The 14,611-nt window shown below is 60.1% G+C and carries 17 protein-coding genes; 7 read left to right on the top strand and 10 right to left on the bottom strand.

Features of this window, described 5'->3' with window-relative positions; translation table 11 throughout:
• Positions 1-58 precede the first annotated feature (58 nt).
• Entirely contained in the window at positions 59-1,732 is a 1,674-nt protein-coding gene (locus tag BGP85_RS02550; protein WP_103447829.1) for an FAD-dependent oxidoreductase, read from the top strand.
• A 165-nt stretch (positions 1,733-1,897) separates the two neighbouring features.
• Positions 1,898-3,223, top strand: a complete 1,326-nt coding sequence (locus BGP85_RS02545; protein ID WP_103447830.1) for an MFS transporter — start codon at positions 1,898-1,900, stop codon at positions 3,221-3,223.
• A gap of 256 nt (positions 3,224-3,479) precedes the next feature.
• On the opposite strand, the gene BGP85_RS02540 is transcribed toward BGP85_RS02545, so the two are convergent.
• The 5 genes from BGP85_RS02540 to BGP85_RS02520 are packed head-to-tail and all read right to left on the bottom strand — an operon-like array spanning position 3,480 to position 6,897.
• Positions 3,480-4,025 carry an arsinothricin resistance N-acetyltransferase ArsN1 family B gene (locus tag BGP85_RS02540; RefSeq protein ID WP_103447831.1) on the bottom strand — a complete coding sequence of 182 codons (546 nt, stop codon included), beginning with the start codon at positions 4,023-4,025 and terminating at the stop codon, positions 3,480-3,482.
• Positions 4,026-4,032: 7 nt separating this feature from the next.
• The gene (gene arsH, locus BGP85_RS02535) at positions 4,033-4,734 is read right to left on the bottom strand and encodes an arsenical resistance protein ArsH (protein ID WP_103447832.1); all 702 of its coding nucleotides are present in this window, start codon (positions 4,732-4,734) and stop codon (positions 4,033-4,035) included.
• A gap of 12 nt (positions 4,735-4,746) precedes the next feature.
• Entirely contained in the window at positions 4,747-5,217 is a 471-nt protein-coding gene (locus BGP85_RS02530) for an arsenate reductase ArsC (protein ID WP_103447833.1), read from the bottom strand.
• Between the two features lie 27 nt (positions 5,218-5,244).
• Positions 5,245-6,528 carry an arsenic transporter gene (locus BGP85_RS02525; protein WP_103447834.1) on the bottom strand — a complete coding sequence of 428 codons (1,284 nt, stop codon included), beginning with the start codon at positions 6,526-6,528 and terminating at the stop codon, positions 5,245-5,247.
• A gap of 21 nt (positions 6,529-6,549) precedes the next feature.
• Positions 6,550-6,897: a metalloregulator ArsR/SmtB family transcription factor gene (locus tag BGP85_RS02520; RefSeq protein WP_103447835.1), complete on the bottom strand. Its 348-nt coding sequence runs from the start codon at positions 6,895-6,897 to the stop codon at positions 6,550-6,552.
• A gap of 522 nt (positions 6,898-7,419) precedes the next feature.
• Here BGP85_RS02520 and BGP85_RS02515 point away from each other — a divergent pair.
• Positions 7,420-7,998: a TetR/AcrR family transcriptional regulator gene (locus BGP85_RS02515; RefSeq protein WP_103447836.1), complete on the top strand. Its 579-nt coding sequence runs from the start codon at positions 7,420-7,422 to the stop codon at positions 7,996-7,998.
• 53 nt (positions 7,999-8,051) lie between these two features.
• Entirely contained in the window at positions 8,052-8,528 is a 477-nt protein-coding gene (locus BGP85_RS02510; protein WP_103447837.1) for a nuclear transport factor 2 family protein, read from the top strand.
• Between the two features lie 48 nt (positions 8,529-8,576).
• On the opposite strand, the gene cynR is transcribed toward BGP85_RS02510, so the two are convergent.
• Positions 8,577-9,467: a transcriptional regulator CynR gene (cynR, locus tag BGP85_RS02505; protein ID WP_103448279.1), complete on the bottom strand. Its 891-nt coding sequence runs from the start codon at positions 9,465-9,467 to the stop codon at positions 8,577-8,579.
• A gap of 110 nt (positions 9,468-9,577) precedes the next feature.
• Here cynR and BGP85_RS02500 point away from each other — a divergent pair, with 110 nt between their 5' ends.
• Both BGP85_RS02500 and cynS read left to right on the top strand, forming a co-directional pair.
• Complete coding sequence (locus BGP85_RS02500; protein ID WP_103447838.1) at positions 9,578-10,237, top strand: carbonic anhydrase; 660 nt, start codon at positions 9,578-9,580, stop codon at positions 10,235-10,237.
• 40 nt (positions 10,238-10,277) lie between these two features.
• Entirely contained in the window at positions 10,278-10,748 is a 471-nt protein-coding gene (cynS, locus tag BGP85_RS02495) for a cyanase (RefSeq protein ID WP_103447839.1), read from the top strand.
• Between the two features lie 266 nt (positions 10,749-11,014).
• Here the strand turns inward: cynS and BGP85_RS02490 are convergent, their stop codons facing one another.
• Complete coding sequence (locus tag BGP85_RS02490; protein WP_103447840.1) at positions 11,015-11,395, bottom strand: cupin domain-containing protein; 381 nt, start codon at positions 11,393-11,395, stop codon at positions 11,015-11,017.
• A 110-nt stretch (positions 11,396-11,505) separates the two neighbouring features.
• Here BGP85_RS02490 and BGP85_RS02485 point away from each other — a divergent pair, with 110 nt between their 5' ends.
• Entirely contained in the window at positions 11,506-12,360 is an 855-nt protein-coding gene (locus tag BGP85_RS02485; RefSeq protein ID WP_103447841.1) for a LysR family transcriptional regulator, read from the top strand.
• Positions 12,361-12,633: 273 nt separating this feature from the next.
• On the opposite strand, the gene BGP85_RS02480 is transcribed toward BGP85_RS02485, so the two are convergent.
• The 3 genes from BGP85_RS02480 to BGP85_RS02470 form a co-directional block, all read right to left on the bottom strand.
• On the bottom strand, positions 12,634-12,993 hold the full coding sequence (locus tag BGP85_RS02480; protein ID WP_103447842.1) for a cupin domain-containing protein: 360 nt from the start codon (positions 12,991-12,993) through the stop codon (positions 12,634-12,636).
• Positions 12,990-13,583: a GNAT family N-acetyltransferase gene (locus BGP85_RS02475; protein ID WP_258035871.1), complete on the bottom strand. Its 594-nt coding sequence runs from the start codon at positions 13,581-13,583 to the stop codon at positions 12,990-12,992. The genes BGP85_RS02480 and BGP85_RS02475 overlap by 4 nt, the downstream gene beginning before the upstream one ends.
• Positions 13,584-13,782: 199 nt before the next feature.
• Positions 13,783-14,598 carry a sugar phosphate isomerase/epimerase family protein gene (locus tag BGP85_RS02470; protein WP_103447844.1) on the bottom strand — a complete coding sequence of 272 codons (816 nt, stop codon included), beginning with the start codon at positions 14,596-14,598 and terminating at the stop codon, positions 13,783-13,785.
• Positions 14,599-14,611: the final 13 nt, after the last annotated feature.

Here is a 14,611-nt window from a genome sequence, read left to right as displayed (position 1 = left end):
CACCTCTGACTAGCGCCGCTCCCACAATGACCGTGCCTGACTGCATAAGGATCTATTCATGCAACCCCTCGCGTGTGACGTACTTGTCATCGGCTCCGGTGCCTCTGGCCTGGCGGCCGCCGTTACCGCCGCGCATCACGGCCTGCAGGTGATCGTCGCGGAAAAGGCCGCCCAGCTTGGCGGCACCAGTGCCTGGTCGGGGGGCTGGCTGTGGATTCCGCGCAACCCGCTGGCCGTCGCCGAAGGCAATGTCGAAACCGACGACGCAGCGGAACGCTACCTGCGCGCCCAGACCCAGGTCGCCGAACTGGACCCTCGCCAGCAAGCCTTCCTGCGCCATGGCCCGGAGATGGTGGCGTTCTTCCAGCAGCACACCGCCGTGCAGTTCCAGTCCGGCAGCAAGATGCCCGACATGCGTGAAGGCGACGGCAGCGCACGTGGCGGGCGCTCGCTGTGCGCGCTGCCGTTCGACGGTCGGTTGCTTGGCCCATGGCTGCACACGCTCCGCCCCCCACTGGACATCGTCAGCCTGGCGGGCATGGGCATCGCCGGTGGCGCGGACATGGCCGCCTTCTTCAACGCCCGCCACTCGCCGAACGCTGCCCTGCACGTTGGCAAGCGCCTGCTGCGCCATGGCCGTGACCTGCTGCTGCATCGGCGCGGTCTGCATCTGGTCAACGGCAACGCCCTGGTCGCCCGCCTGTTGCGCAGCGCCCTGGACCTTGGCGTGACCGTGCTCACCGACAAGCCGGCCACTCGCTTGCTCGGTAATGGGCGCATCGACGGCGCCCAGTTCGCCGATGGCCAGGTGGTCCGTGCACGCCGTGGCGTGGTGCTGGCGTGTGGTGGCTTTGCCCACGATCCCCAGCGCATTGCCCGGCTGATGCCCCATGCGCCCGATGGTACTCAGCATCACTCGGCCGCGCCACCGCAGAACACCGGTGACGGCCTGCGCCTGGGTGAACAGGTCGGCGCCCGGCTTGGCCCCGCGCTTGCCCATGCCGGCGCCTGGGCGCCGGTCTCGCGGGTGCCGCGCCGTGACGGCAGCGTTGGCCACTTTCCGCACCTGATCGACCGCGCCAAGCCCGGCTTCATCGCCGTGCGCCGTGATGGCCGCCGCTTCGTCAACGAATCCGACTGCTACCACGACTTCATGAATGCGCTGTTCGCCGCCACGCCGCAGGGCGAACCGCACGAGGCGTGGCTGATCTGCGACCATGCCGCGCAACGGCGCTACGGCATCGGCTGGGCCAAGCCGTTCCCGTTCCCGACCGGCTTCTATCAGCGCCGCGGCTACCTGTTCAGCGGCCAATCCCTGGCAGAACTGGCGCAGCGCTGCGGGATCGATGCCACGCAACTGCAACACACCGTGGCCGACTTCAATCGCCATGCCGCACTGGGCGCAGACCCGGCCTTCCAGCGCGGCGCCTCGGCTTACAACAGGGCCCAGGGAGAACCGCTGCAGAGGCCGAACCCCTCGTTGCGCCCCTTGCTGCACGGTCCTTTTCATGCGGTGAAGCTGCTGCCTGGTAGCCTCGGCACCTTCGCCGGCCTGTACACGGATGCCTCGGCTCGCGTGCTCGATCACGCGCAGCAACCGATACCCGGCCTGTTCGCGGTCGGCAACGACATGCACAGCGTGATGGCCGGACATTATCCTAGCGGTGGTATCACCCTGGGGCCGGGCATGACCTTCGGCTATCTGGCCGGCAAGGCGCTGGCCAGCGCGTGAGCGGGGTTCGCAATTGTTCGGTTATCGAACAATAGCCCCCTCCAGCGAATTGACGGTCGCCGATTCACTGCTCACCATGCACCGGCCTTGCGTGTACCCCCTGCCTGGGGCCAGGTCACGTTCGAGAAAAAGCCGTTCATTACAATTTCAAGAAACGACCAGGATATGAACCACTCCAAGCTCACCACCGCCAGCGCACGCATGCCATCCGCCGGCATCGGCGACAAGATCCGTGGCGCCTTCGCCGTCGGCAAGACCCGTTGGGGCATGCTCGCCCTGGTGTTCTTCGCCACCACCCTGAACTACATCGACCGCGCCGCGCTCGGCATCATGCAACCGGAACTGGCCAAGGCCATGAGCTGGACGGCGATGGACTACGCCAACATCAACTTCTGGTTCCAGGTCGGCTATGCCGTCGGCTTCGTGCTGCAAGGCCGGCTGATCGACAAGGTCGGCGTCAAGCGCGCCTTCTTCGCCGCCGTGCTGCTGTGGAGCCTGGCCACCGGCGCCCACGGGCTGGCCACCTCGGCTGCCGGCTTCATGGTCTGCCGCTTCATCCTCGGCCTGACCGAAGCGGCCAACTACCCGGCCTGCGTGAAGACCGTGCGCCTGTGGTTCCCTGCCGGCGAGCGCGCCATCGCCACCGGCCTGTTCAACGCCGGCACCAACGTCGGCGCCATGGTCACCCCGGCCCTGCTGCCCCTGATTCTGACCGTCTGGGGCTGGCAGGCCGCGTTCATCGCCATGGGCTGCCTGGGCCTGGTCTGGTTGGTGTTCTGGGGCCTGAAGTACTTCAACCCGGAAGAGCACCCAAGCGTGCGCCAGAGCGAACTCGACTACATCCAGCAGGAGGTCGAGCCGGAGGTGGCGCGCCTGCCTTTCAGCCGCATCCTCGGCATGCGTGGCACCTGGGCCTTTGCCGTGGCCTACGCGATCACTGCGCCGGTGTTCTGGTTCTACCTGTACTGGCTGCCGCCGTTCCTCAACCAGCAGTACAACTTAGGGATCAGCGTGACCCAGATGGGCATCCCGCTGATGCTGATCTGGCTGACCGCCGACTTCGGCAGCATCGGCGGCGGCATCCTGTCCTCGTGGCTGATCGGCCGCGGCGTGCGCGCCACCACCGCACGCCTGGTTTCGATGCTGATCTTTGCCTGCACCATGGTCAGCGTGACCTTCGCCGCCCATGCCAGCGGCCTGTGGATCGCGGTGCTGGCCATCGCCCTGGCAGTCGGCGCACACCAGGCCTGGACCGCGAACATCTGGAGCCTGGTGATGGACTACACGCCCAAGCACCTGATCAGCACGGTGTTCGGCTTCGCCAGCATGTGCGCGGCGATTGGCGGGATGTTCATGACACAGATCGTCGGCAGCGTGCTGATGGCGACCAACAACAACTATGCCGTGCTGTTCACCATGATCCCAGCCATGTACTTCCTGGCGCTGATCTGGATGTACTTCATGGCGCCGCGCAAGATCGAAACCCAGTAAGCGCGAACCCCAGTTACCTCGGTGGGGCCCTGAAGGGCCCTTTTTTTGGCTGTACGCCTTGCGTTGTTTGGCGCCTGTTAGATCGAGCGCCGCGCGGGCGGCGCTCGATCTGTGCATCAACTCAGAACACGAGACAAACACTTGGCAGCCTTCACCCAATCTCCCGGCAAGCAGACCGCAGGCACTATCCCGACATTGTCCACTTTGGGGTTGAGCGGTCTGTCGCGAACGGCAGATTTCGACCCTTAGCGGACGCTCAGCCGGCAATTTCCGGGTAGCGCAGAGGTGCTGCAGGCGAGCTAATCGACGCACCCAGCTCCAGGCGCCAGTAACCTACGTCGTGCCACTGGCCCAGCTTGAAACCGACCTGGGGGAACGTGCCGATGTGCCGGAAGCCCAGCCGCTCGTGCAAACCGACGCTTCCAGCGTTGGGTAGCGCGATGCCGGCGTAGGCCGCATTGAATCCCTGCCGGGCGAGGATAGGGAGCAGTTTGGAATAGAGGCTGCGGCCAACACCGGAGCGGCGCTCTGCGCTCGCGATATAGACAGTGACATCCACTGCCCAGCGGTATGCTGCACGTGCCCGGTGCTGGCTGGCGTAAGCGTAGCCAACCAGACGCCCATCGCGCTCTGCAACAAGGTACGGGTAGGTCTGCAGGGTCGTGACAATGCGCTGGCGCACCTCCTCGACAGTCGGCGGTACTTCCTCGAAAGAGATCGCCGTGCCGGTCACTACCGGTGCGTAGATGGTCTGGATCGCTGCAGCGTCCTCGGGCTGTGCTTCTCTGATTTCAATTGTCATGGCGACCTCAGATCGAGCGTTGGTTCACGCGGGCGGAAAGCTGCTCGGCGCTTTCCTTGCGCTCCGAATAGCGATCCACCAGGAACTCCTGGCGGTCGCGCAGCAGGACGGTGAATTTCACCAGTTCCTCCATCACATCCACCAGGCGGTCGTAGTATGGCGATGGCTTCATCCGCCCAGCGTCGTCGAACTCCAGGTAGGCCTTGGGTACCGAGGACTGGTTCGGGATGGTGAACATCCGCATCCAACGGCCAAGCACCCGCAGTTGGTTGACCACGTTGAACGACTGCGAGCCGCCACACACCTGCATGACCGCCAGGGTCTTGCCTTGGGTAGGGCGAACCGCACCCAGCGCCAGGGGGACCCAGTCGATTTGCGCCTTGAACACTGCGGACATCGCACCATGGCGCTCTGGTGAACACCACACCTGGCCTTCCGACCACTGCACCAGATCACGCAGTTCCTGCACCTTGGGGTGCTCGACAGGTACATCGTCAGGCAGCGGCAGGCCCGACGGATTGAACACCCGCGTCTCGGCCCCGAAGTGCTCAAGCAGGCGTGCGGCTTCTTCCACCAGCAAGCGACTGAAGGAGCGTTCGCGGGTCGATCCATACAGCAGCAGGATGCGCGGTTTGTGCTCGCTGGAACGGGTTGCCGCTGGCGGCACATCGAACAGCGCGAGGTCGAGATTAGGCAGTTGCTCGGACATGTTTCCTCCTGCTCAAAGCGTACCGATGCGATCCAGCTCATGCTTGAGCTGTTCACGGTCGAGGTGATCGAAAGGCAGTGCGAAGAAGGCCTGGCAGCGTGACTCGATGCGGGCCAGCGTGGCGCCGAACGCAGCGTCGACCGACGCCTCGTCACCCACGACATCGGACGGATCCTCAAGCCCCCAGTGCGACTTCAGTGCAGGGCCGAAATACACCGGGCAAGCTTCGCCGGCAGCCTTGTCGCACACGGTAATGACGATGTCAGGAGGGCAAGCCTCGAACGCGTCATTGCCCTTGCTGCTCAGCCCATCGGTCGAGATGCCGGCATGCTGCAAGGTGGTCAGGCTGCGAGGCAACACTTGGCCCTTCGGAAAACTGCCGGAACTGACGGCTTCAAATCCGTGAGGTGCCAGGTGATTGAACATGGCCTCGGAAAGGATGCTGCGGCAGCTGTTGGCCGTGCACATGAACAGGACTCGCATGGGGGCTCCTCCGCTTCGTGGCGGATGTCAGAGGCTCAGGCGCAATGCCAGGGCCGAAAGGGTGATCAACAGAACCGGCAGCGTCAGCAGGATGCCGACCTTGAAGTAGTAACCCCAGGTGATGCGCATGCCTTTGCGCTCCAGCACGTGCAGCCAGAGCAGCGTGGCGAGGCTGCCGATGGGGGTGATTTTCGGGCCGAGGTCGCAGCCGATGACGTTGGCGTAGATCATCGCCTCACGCACCAGCCCTTGCGCCTCGCTGGCCTGGATCGACAAGGCGCCGACCAGCACGCTGGGCATGTTGTTCATGACCGAGGACAGCAATGCAGCAATCAACCCGGTGCCGATGGCGGCACTCCACAGCCCTTGCTGCGCAAGCCGATCCAGCAGGTGGGTGAGCATATCGGTGAGGCCGGCATTCTTCAGGCCGTAGACCACCAGGTACATGCCAAGGGAGAAGATCACCACCTGCCAGGGCGCTTCGCGCAGTACCCGGCGGGTCGAAATGCGATGCCCACGAGCGGCGACGGCAAAGAGGACCGCCGCACAAGCCGCGGCTACCGCGCTGATCGGGATACCCAGGGGTTCCAGGGCGAACAGGCCGATCAGCAACACCAGCAACACCCAGCCACCGACGTTGAAAGTCGCGCGGTCATGAATCGCCTCGCTCGGCGTCTTCAAGGCCGCGACCGTGTACTGCTTCGGTATGTCACTGCGAAAATACACGAACAGCACCAGCAAGGTTGCGGCCACGCTGACGAGGTTCACCGGCACCATCACCGAGGCGTATTCGCTGAAACCCAGCTTGAAGTAGTCAGCCGAGACGATGTTCACCAGGTTCGAGACCACCAGCGGCAGGCTCGCCGTATCGGCGATGAAGCCTGCGGCCATGACGAAGGCCAGCGTCGCAGCAGGTGAGAAACGCAGCGCGAGCAGCATCGACATGACGATAGGCGTGAGGATCAGCGCCGCACCATCGTTGGCGAACAGTGCCGAGACTGCGGCACCGAGCAGTACGCAGAAGGCGAACAGGCGATAGCCGCTGCCGTTCGCCCAGCGCGCCACGTGCAAGGCCGCCCACTCGAAGAAACCGGCCTCGTCCAGCAGCAGGCTGATGATGATGACGGCGATGAAGGTAGCGGTGGCATTCCAGACTATGGCCCACACAGTCGGGATGTCGTGCAGGGAAACGGCACCCGCCGCCAGGGCGATGAGGGCTCCGAGAGCGGCGCTCCAGCCGACTCCAAGCCCTTTGGGCTGCCAGATGACCAGGATGAGGGTGAAAACAAAGACGGCAATGGCGACCAGCATGAATATCTCGCTCGGTGATGATCAGCAGCAGGCAGCGTCACGAACGGGGCGGCCGTCCATGTTCTGCAGGCGAAGGGTGTTGTCGGCCAGCCATTGCGCGTTGGCCTGCAGGGTGGTCTGCAGCATCTCGTGCACCCAGGCGGGCAGTTCGGGGTTGAGGCGGTAATACACCCACTGACCCTGGCGGCGATCCAGCAACAGGCCACTGCTGCGCAGCTGTGCCAGGTGACGGCTGATCTTCGGCTGACTGTCGTTCAGCGCGCACATCAGCTCGCAGACGCAGAGTTCGCCAAGGCTGGCGATTAGCAGAGTGGCGCGAGCGCGGGTCTCGTCGGCCAGGTTCTTGAAGACTTCGGGTGGAGTGAACATGGCTTCACCTTACATATGGAAAACCAAATATATGGATTTCCGTATGTGATACGCAAGCCCTGTTGAACTTGAGCTACCGCTTCAGGCCGATAGCTACCTGTCGCGAAGGGCAGCTTTGGGTCGAAAGCGGTCATTCGCGACCGGCAGTTATCGACCGTTCTCTGCCACCGACCAAAAGCGGCCTGCAAGCTAACCACGACTCCTGTGGGAGCGGCGGTGCGGCGCTCCTACAAAAATGAACTGCGCCCCTGATGTTGGACAAAAAATCCAACCTCAGGGGCGTTTTACGTGAGCAAGCACACCAAGCAGTTCAAACTTTCAGCCATCCATGCCTTTCTGGATCGAATCAAGATGGGGCTGGGCGGCCTGACTCCCGTGGCATACAGGAGTCAGGCTGCAGCAGCCTAATCACAGACTGTCCAACAAATGGGGCGCAGTTCAAAAATCGCGATGAATTCCAACGGAGCAACAAAAGTTCAAAGGCTGCTTGACCAGGGAGAACGATCGTTCTACCCTAGCTACATGAACAAGCCAATGACCGATACACGCGAAAAAATTCTGGCCACTGCCGAGAAGCTGATTTACGAAAACGGGATTCACGCCACCGGCATGGACCTATTGGTAAAGACTTCGGGCGTAGCACGGAAAAGTATTTATCGCTATTTTGCGACCAAAGACGATGTCGCGGCAGCGGCATTAAATGCACGCGATATACGTTGGATGCAGTGGTTCAGGGATGAATGCGAAAAAGCACGAACGCCGCAAGAACGCATTCTTGGCATTTTTGATGTGCTCAAAAGTTGGTTCGAATCTGACGGTTTTCGCGGCTGTGCGTTCATCAACACAGCCGGCGAGGTTGGCGACGCAGACGACCCGGTTCGACTGATCGCAAAGCTGCATAAACAAAAGCTTCTGGACTACACGCTAGAGCTGACCAACACGCTAGATGTCGAAGATCCGGTCGTGTTGGCCAAGCAACTCTTCGTGCTGATAGAAGGCACAATAACTGTCGCCCGCGTGATGGGAGACTTCACAGCACTGGAAAGTGCAAGGCAAGTCGCCAAGCTACTTCTCAAAGAAGTACAGCGCGTAAGCACCTGAACTCCAGGTAATACCCACTCAACTGAAATATCCAAAACATTGGAGGCACCCCCATGTCCAACGAACAAGCTCGTCCGCCACTTCCTCCATTTACTCGCGAATCGGCAATTGAAAAGGTTCGGCTCGCAGAAGACGGTTGGAATACTCGCAACCCTGAGAAAATTGCACTTGCCTATACGTTGGACACCAAGTGGCGCAACCGAGCCGAATTTGCCAACAATCGCGAAGAAGCGCAGGGCTTCCTCACCCGCAAGTGGAAAAAAGAGCTGGACTACCGCCTGATCAAAGAGCTCTGGGCCTACACCGACAACCGCATCGCCGTCCGTTACGCCTACGAGTGGCACGACGATTCGGGCAACTGGTTCCGCTCCTACGGCAATGAAAACTGGGAGTTTGAAGCCGACGGCTTGATGCACCGCCGCTTCGCCTGCATCAACGATATGCCCATCCAGGAAAGCGAGCGTAAGTTCCACTGGCCACTGGGTCGCCGCCCGGATGATCACCCAGGCCTGAGTGAGCTGGGCCTGTAAGTCATCCCTGACCTGATCCTTCTCCGTTGAAGGATCAGGTTTTTTGTTTTAGGAGACATTCAGCTCGCTGGCTACTTCTTTAGCCAGCTCAATGAAAGCTCGCACCGCCGCGCTCAGAAATGCTTCTTTTCGGCGCATAAGCACGGCTTTTCGCTGCAGGCGTTCCGGCTCAAGGGTGATGGCCACCAGGTCGTCATGGGCCAGCGCAATCTTCGCAGGCAATAAAGTGGAGAGCTTCGTCCGGCGAACGATCTCAATCACTGCGCCTAGGGCATTGGCCTCCATCTGAACCTTAGGGCGAATCTCATATTTGCGGCAGTAGCGGTCGATTTGTTCGCGCGTGGCAAACTCTGTGCTGAGCAGAACCAAAGACTCAGTACTCAGGCCGTGTGAAGTAATGGAGCGCTCCCCGGCCAGGGGGTGCCTGCGGCTCACAACCAAAGCGAGCGTTTCGTTCAGTAATGGGATGGCTTCGATATCCGGTGTATTTATTTCATCGAATGCAATCCCTACGTCCAACTCCCCCGCCAACAGCAGTTCCTCGATGCGCTCCTGGGAGAGCTCTTTCAGGTTGACGGTGATTTTAGGGTGCCTTGAGTGAAACGCCTCGATCAGTGGCCCTACCAGATAGGTAGTGAACGTTGGCGTCACGGCAATACGCAATGAGCCACGGCTGAGGTCGCTGACGTCATGTATGGCGCTTTTGGCTTCCTGCAATTCCTGATGCGCCCGGCGTGCATAAAGCAGATACACCTCCCCCGCGTCAGTTAAACGCATTGTGCGGCCAGAACGGTCGAACAACTGCGCTCCAAGGCTCTCTTCCAACTGCCTTACTTGCTGCGAAAGCGCCGGCTGGGATACATGCAGCGCCGCTGCAGCCTTCGTGAAACTCAGATGTTCAGCCACTGCGAGGAAGTATTGGATGTGCCGAGCGAGCATGCCTAAACCCATAAGATAATCTGATCCATACCATAATAAATCAGACTTTTACCTTATGTCATGCACTGCTTACTCTTTGTCTCACACCCAGCGACATTGAGACAGCCACCATGAAAGCGATCATCGACGGATTTCTGAAGTTTCAAAAAAACGCCTTTCCTGAACGCGTCAAACTGTTCAAGGACTTGGCCAACCAGCAGGCCCCAAAGGCGCTGTTCATCTCCTGCTCCGACAGCCGACTGGTGCCTGAACTGGTGACCCAACGTGAGCCTGGCGATCTGTTTGTAATCCGCAACGCCGGCAATATCGTGCCGTCTTATGGGCCAGAGCCAGGTGGTGTTTCGGCCTCTGTCGAATACGCGGTCGCCGGGCTCAACGTTGCAGACATCGTCATATGCGGCCACTCCGACTGTGGCGCGATGACCGCCATTGCCACCTGCAAGTGCCTGGATCACATGCCTGCCGTGGCCGGCTGGTTGCGCTACGCCGACTCGGCCAAGGTGGTCAACGAGGCCCGCCAGCACGCGGACACACCCAGCAAAGTCACCTCCATGGTGCGTGAAAACGTCATCGCGCAACTGGCCAACATCCAGACCCACCCCTCCGTTCGCCTGGCGCTCGAAGAGGGCCGCGTGACCCTGCATGGCTGGATCTACGACATCGAGACCGGCCGTATCGACGCCTTTGATGGCAGCACCGGCGTTTTCGTGTCCCTCGCTGAAAACCCAGAAGTCCACGCCGTTTCCCAACAAGCCAGGCACGTTGCCTGAAACCTGTACCTGCACCTTTTTCTTACCCAGGAGATTCACCATGATCCAGACTCAAGCTACCCGCAGCGCTCGCCAGGAACTGACCGAAATCATCATCCAGGCCAAAGCCCGCAAGGACCTGTCCTTCGCCGAGATCGTTGACGGCACCGGCTTGTCCGAAGCCTTCGTCACGGCAGCCCTGCTCGGCCAGCATCCGCTGCCTGAAAGCGCCGCGAAGGTGGTAGGCGAGAAACTCGACCTCGATGCCGACCAAGTTGCGCTGCTGCAGTCGATGCCAATTCGCGGCAGCTTCTTCGACGGCGTGCCGACCGACCCCACAATCTACCGTTTCTACGAAATGATGTCGGTGTATGGCACCACGCTCAAAGCGCTGGTTCACGAGAAGTTCGGCGACGGCATCATCAGTGCCATCAACTTCAAGCTGGACATCAAGAAGGTCGAAGATCCGGACGGTGGCCACCGTGCTGTGATCACCCTGGACGGCAAGTACCTGCCTACCAAGCCCTTCTGATGTAGCTAAGCCCGGCGTCCGACGAGGCCGGGCTCCCTCCCGACATTCATGACGACAGAGCGCTGCTTGGGTGCTCTGGCTTCTTACGCGGCCATTTGCCGAGGCCTAGGAACGGTCATAGTCGCCATGCGCGTTCACCGAAGATCTCTTACGCGGGTAGGCAGCCAGAAGTCGAAATGGTTACCCCCAGCATGATTGAATGCGCCCAGCTAAGATCTGACCATGCATCTTAACCTCGACCGCGAAAACGTGGCCGCTGTATTGGATCAGGTTGGATACAACTGATCATCTATCGAGACTGTAAGTGGCGAATTTACTCCGCCGGTATGGAGTGTGGTATCAGTTTCAATAATCATCACCGCACATTCATCCTCGGCGATCGGCTTGTGTCGCATCTGCTTGGGAATTACGCAAAACTCTCCTGCATTCAAGACAATGGTGCGATCTTCGAGCTGAATACGAAGCGTGCCATAGATCACTGAAAACATCTCGTCCTCATGTTCGTGAGCATGCCAGACGAATTCTCCCTTCAGTTTTGCAATTTTGACGAATTGATTATTGACGCGACCAAGGACTCGCGGCTTCCAGTATTCTCTGAGCGCATCCAGTTCACTTCGTAGGTTAATGCTATCTAAAGTTTTTATCATACTCTTGCTTCTGCCTGTTAGTCAGTCCGAGCCCTGCAATCTAAAGAAAACCGTGAATTCTGAGTAGCGACGAAATACAATACCGGCATTAACGTTGCTAATGGCATGATATGAATAAAGCTCACAACCTCGATCTGGCGCTGCTCAGAGCCTTTGTCGAGGTGGCAGATACGGGAAGCATGAGCGTTGCGTCAGTCAATCTACATCTGACTCAAGGAGCTGTGAGCCAGCGAATCAAGCGCCTGGAGGCATTCCTCGGCTGTCAGTTATTACTGCGTGACACACAGGGCAGTCGTTTGACCTCAATAGGAATATCGTTGCTGCCAGATGCCCGTCGCCTTCTGCGGATACATGACGCTTTCTGTACATCTATTGGCGGTAGGGAAACAGCCGCCTCGGTGCGCCTAGGGCTCCCTTTCGATATGGCCGGAGCCCCGCTTGCCCCCTTACTTAAAGCTTTTAGTACTGTCTTTCCGAGGGTAGGGGTAAAGATTTTCAGCGCTTCCTCGACGGATCTCGACCAGGCGTTCAGCAATGGAAAACTCGATCTGGTACTCAGTCAGGGCCCGGTCGACGTCGAATTGGGCGAAAGGCTGGCTGTGGATCAATTGGTATGGTTGGGCAGCGAGGCGACAGCAGCACAGCGGCCGTTGGCGCTGTGCTTCCTGACCGCGAATTGCGCCTTTCGTGATACCGTTTTTCAGCGTCTCGGCGAAGAAGGTATCGTCGGAAAGATGGTGTTCGAAAATACATCAGCCGATACTACATTGACCATGGTTCGCAATGGGCTTGCAGTAACACCTTGGCTGCGGAGTCTCGCGCCTGAAGATATCATCCTGTCACTAGCAGATTGTGGGCTACCGACACTGCCCGAGTTCGCGGTGCGACTCCAGTCGGTGGATCATGCCAGTCGTCCTATTTCTGGTCTTGCGGACCTAATCAGGGATCATTTCAAGCACCCATAGCGGCCATTCAACTGCTGCGTGGTACTGCCAGCTGTTTTTTATTCTCTTGCCCTTGCCGTTCCTTGGTGGAATGCCATCTGCCAATCTTCTCCCGCCTTGCGCCATATTGCGCTTCTCAAAGATCCACTGCTGCCGCTCGGACTAAGGGCAGCGCATCGATAGTTGGTCAGCACCACTCTTTGCGAAGCAGGCGCCACGAAACATTCGAACGCCGCCAGCGGGTTAGCATGCGAACTGTCCTTGCGTCGCGCTCGACGAAACGCGACCTCGTCTCTAGCTCGCGGGCAAGAGGATCACGAAGTTCTTTTTCATGTCTTCCAGCACGGTCCACTTGCCTTTGGCGCCCGGTTCGATAATGAACGTGTCGCCAGCGGCCAGTGTGACGGGGGCACAACCCTCAAGCTCGATGACGCAGCATCCACTCAGAACATGGCAGAACTCCCAGACTTTGTAATCGATGCGCCACGCTCCGATGCTGGCTTCCCATTCTCCGGAAATCCGACCTTGCTGTTCATCGTGATAGTACTTGGACGTCAGCGTATGAGGGGTGCCTTCCACGACCTCTTCAAAAAAGGGCAGGTCGCGCACCGGTTGGATATCCAGTTCGCGGAACACGGTCAGCTTCTTGTTCATGGTTTTTTCTCGAGTACGTTGTGGCTAGGGCGATACATCAAATAGGCTTCACCGGTTACGCCCAGCATTGGGTGCGCAACGATCTGGCAGGTTTTCACAATCTGAAAACCATGACGTTCGTAGAAGCGGCGTGCGCCGTGGTTTTCGGCATAATCGATCAGGCATAGCCCATCCAGGCCAGCGTCCTCGGCGCGCTGTTGGGCGTGGCGAAGAAACTGCCCCCCCAGCCCCTGGCTGCGCCAAGCCTCATCCAGAGCCAGGCTGGATATGTATAAGGTATCGGGTATTTCCATGTCGGAATAAGGCGCGAGGACCGGGTCTGTCTCGATGGGCCTGTCAAGGGTCTCGCGCAAGGCATAGCTATGCATCATGCCGATGACGCGCCCTTCGAAAGTGGCCATCAGGCAGTTCTTGTAGGAAAAGTCGCCCTGCTCCCTGGCATAGCGAGACGCACCGACACTCAGCAATGTTTCGCCAGGTGCGGCAAGCTTGCTCCAGATGTAATCGGCCATGCCCTCCGATGTCAGTTGAAAGAATCGCGCAATATCATGCGCGTCCGACGCTTGAGCGGGTCTGAAGTCGATAGGCATGTACAGTGCTTCCATGGGATCGGGTGGTGGGTGTTCGAGGATTAGGCCTTTGACAGGGTGGCAGGGTAGCCGGGTTGAATGGTTGCCATCATGCTCTGGGCGACACCATCAGCACGGGGTGCGACGTTGCCTTGTGCTCGAGACAGCCCTGTGAGAGGCCGGCTTGCCGGCTCTCACAGGCGTAACCCGTGCCATGGGCTCAGACTCTGGCGAGTACGGCCTTGGCCTTCTCCAGCGCCATGCGAGCCCGCAGTTCTGCGCTGATGCCCTGTTCCATCAGCTGCCGAGTGGGGATCTCCAGGCTCAATGGCACGGTCGCCGGCAAGCCACGCAGCAGGCCCACCAGATCAGCATCGCCCTCCCCCGGGAATCGCCGTTCATTGCGCGCCTGGCGCAGGATTTCGTTCATGTCGGCGGGCACCGGGCCTGCGACGTCGCACAGCTGGGCGTAGCGCATGCACTGCGCCGGCAACTGCGCCAGGTCATCCAGCGAGGAGCGCGAGCGGTTGAAGTGGAAGGCATCGACCAGCACGCAGCCATTGCCCCGGTCGGCGTTGGCCACCACGCGCATGGCCTGGCGCAGGTCACGCACGTCGGTCCAGGGCATGAACTCCAGGTGCGGGTAGATGCCATAGCCGGCCGCCAGGTCGCACAGCTCGGCAAAGTGCGCGGTGAGGCGCGCTTCATCCGGGTCGTTGCCAGCCACCAGCAGCTCGGTGCCGCCCAGTTCGGCACCGACCGCCAGGATCGGTTCGAAATCGGCCACGCAGGTGTCGGCCTTGAGGCGCAGGATCTCCAGGTCGAGCACCTGGATGCCGGTGTCGCGCAAGCGCGCCTGGGTCTGCCGACGCAGGTCGGCGTCCGCCACCAGCGGATAGTGCTGCTCCTGCTCGGTGGCCGGCACCAGGCGCAGGCCCACATGGCTGTAGCCAGCACGGGCGGCGGCTTCCACCATGTCTGGCGGAGACAGTTCGAGCACCGTCAGAGCGGCGAGTGAAAAAATGCGGTCGGGCATGTCATTTACCTAA

Origin of the sequence: Pseudomonas putida, assembly GCF_002906855.1 — a bacterium.
GTDB classification, from domain to species: Bacteria; Pseudomonadota; Gammaproteobacteria; order Pseudomonadales; family Pseudomonadaceae; genus Aquipseudomonas; species Aquipseudomonas putida_N.
Note: the sequence above shows the minus strand (reverse complement) of the source record. Positions and strands in the feature narration are given on the sequence as shown.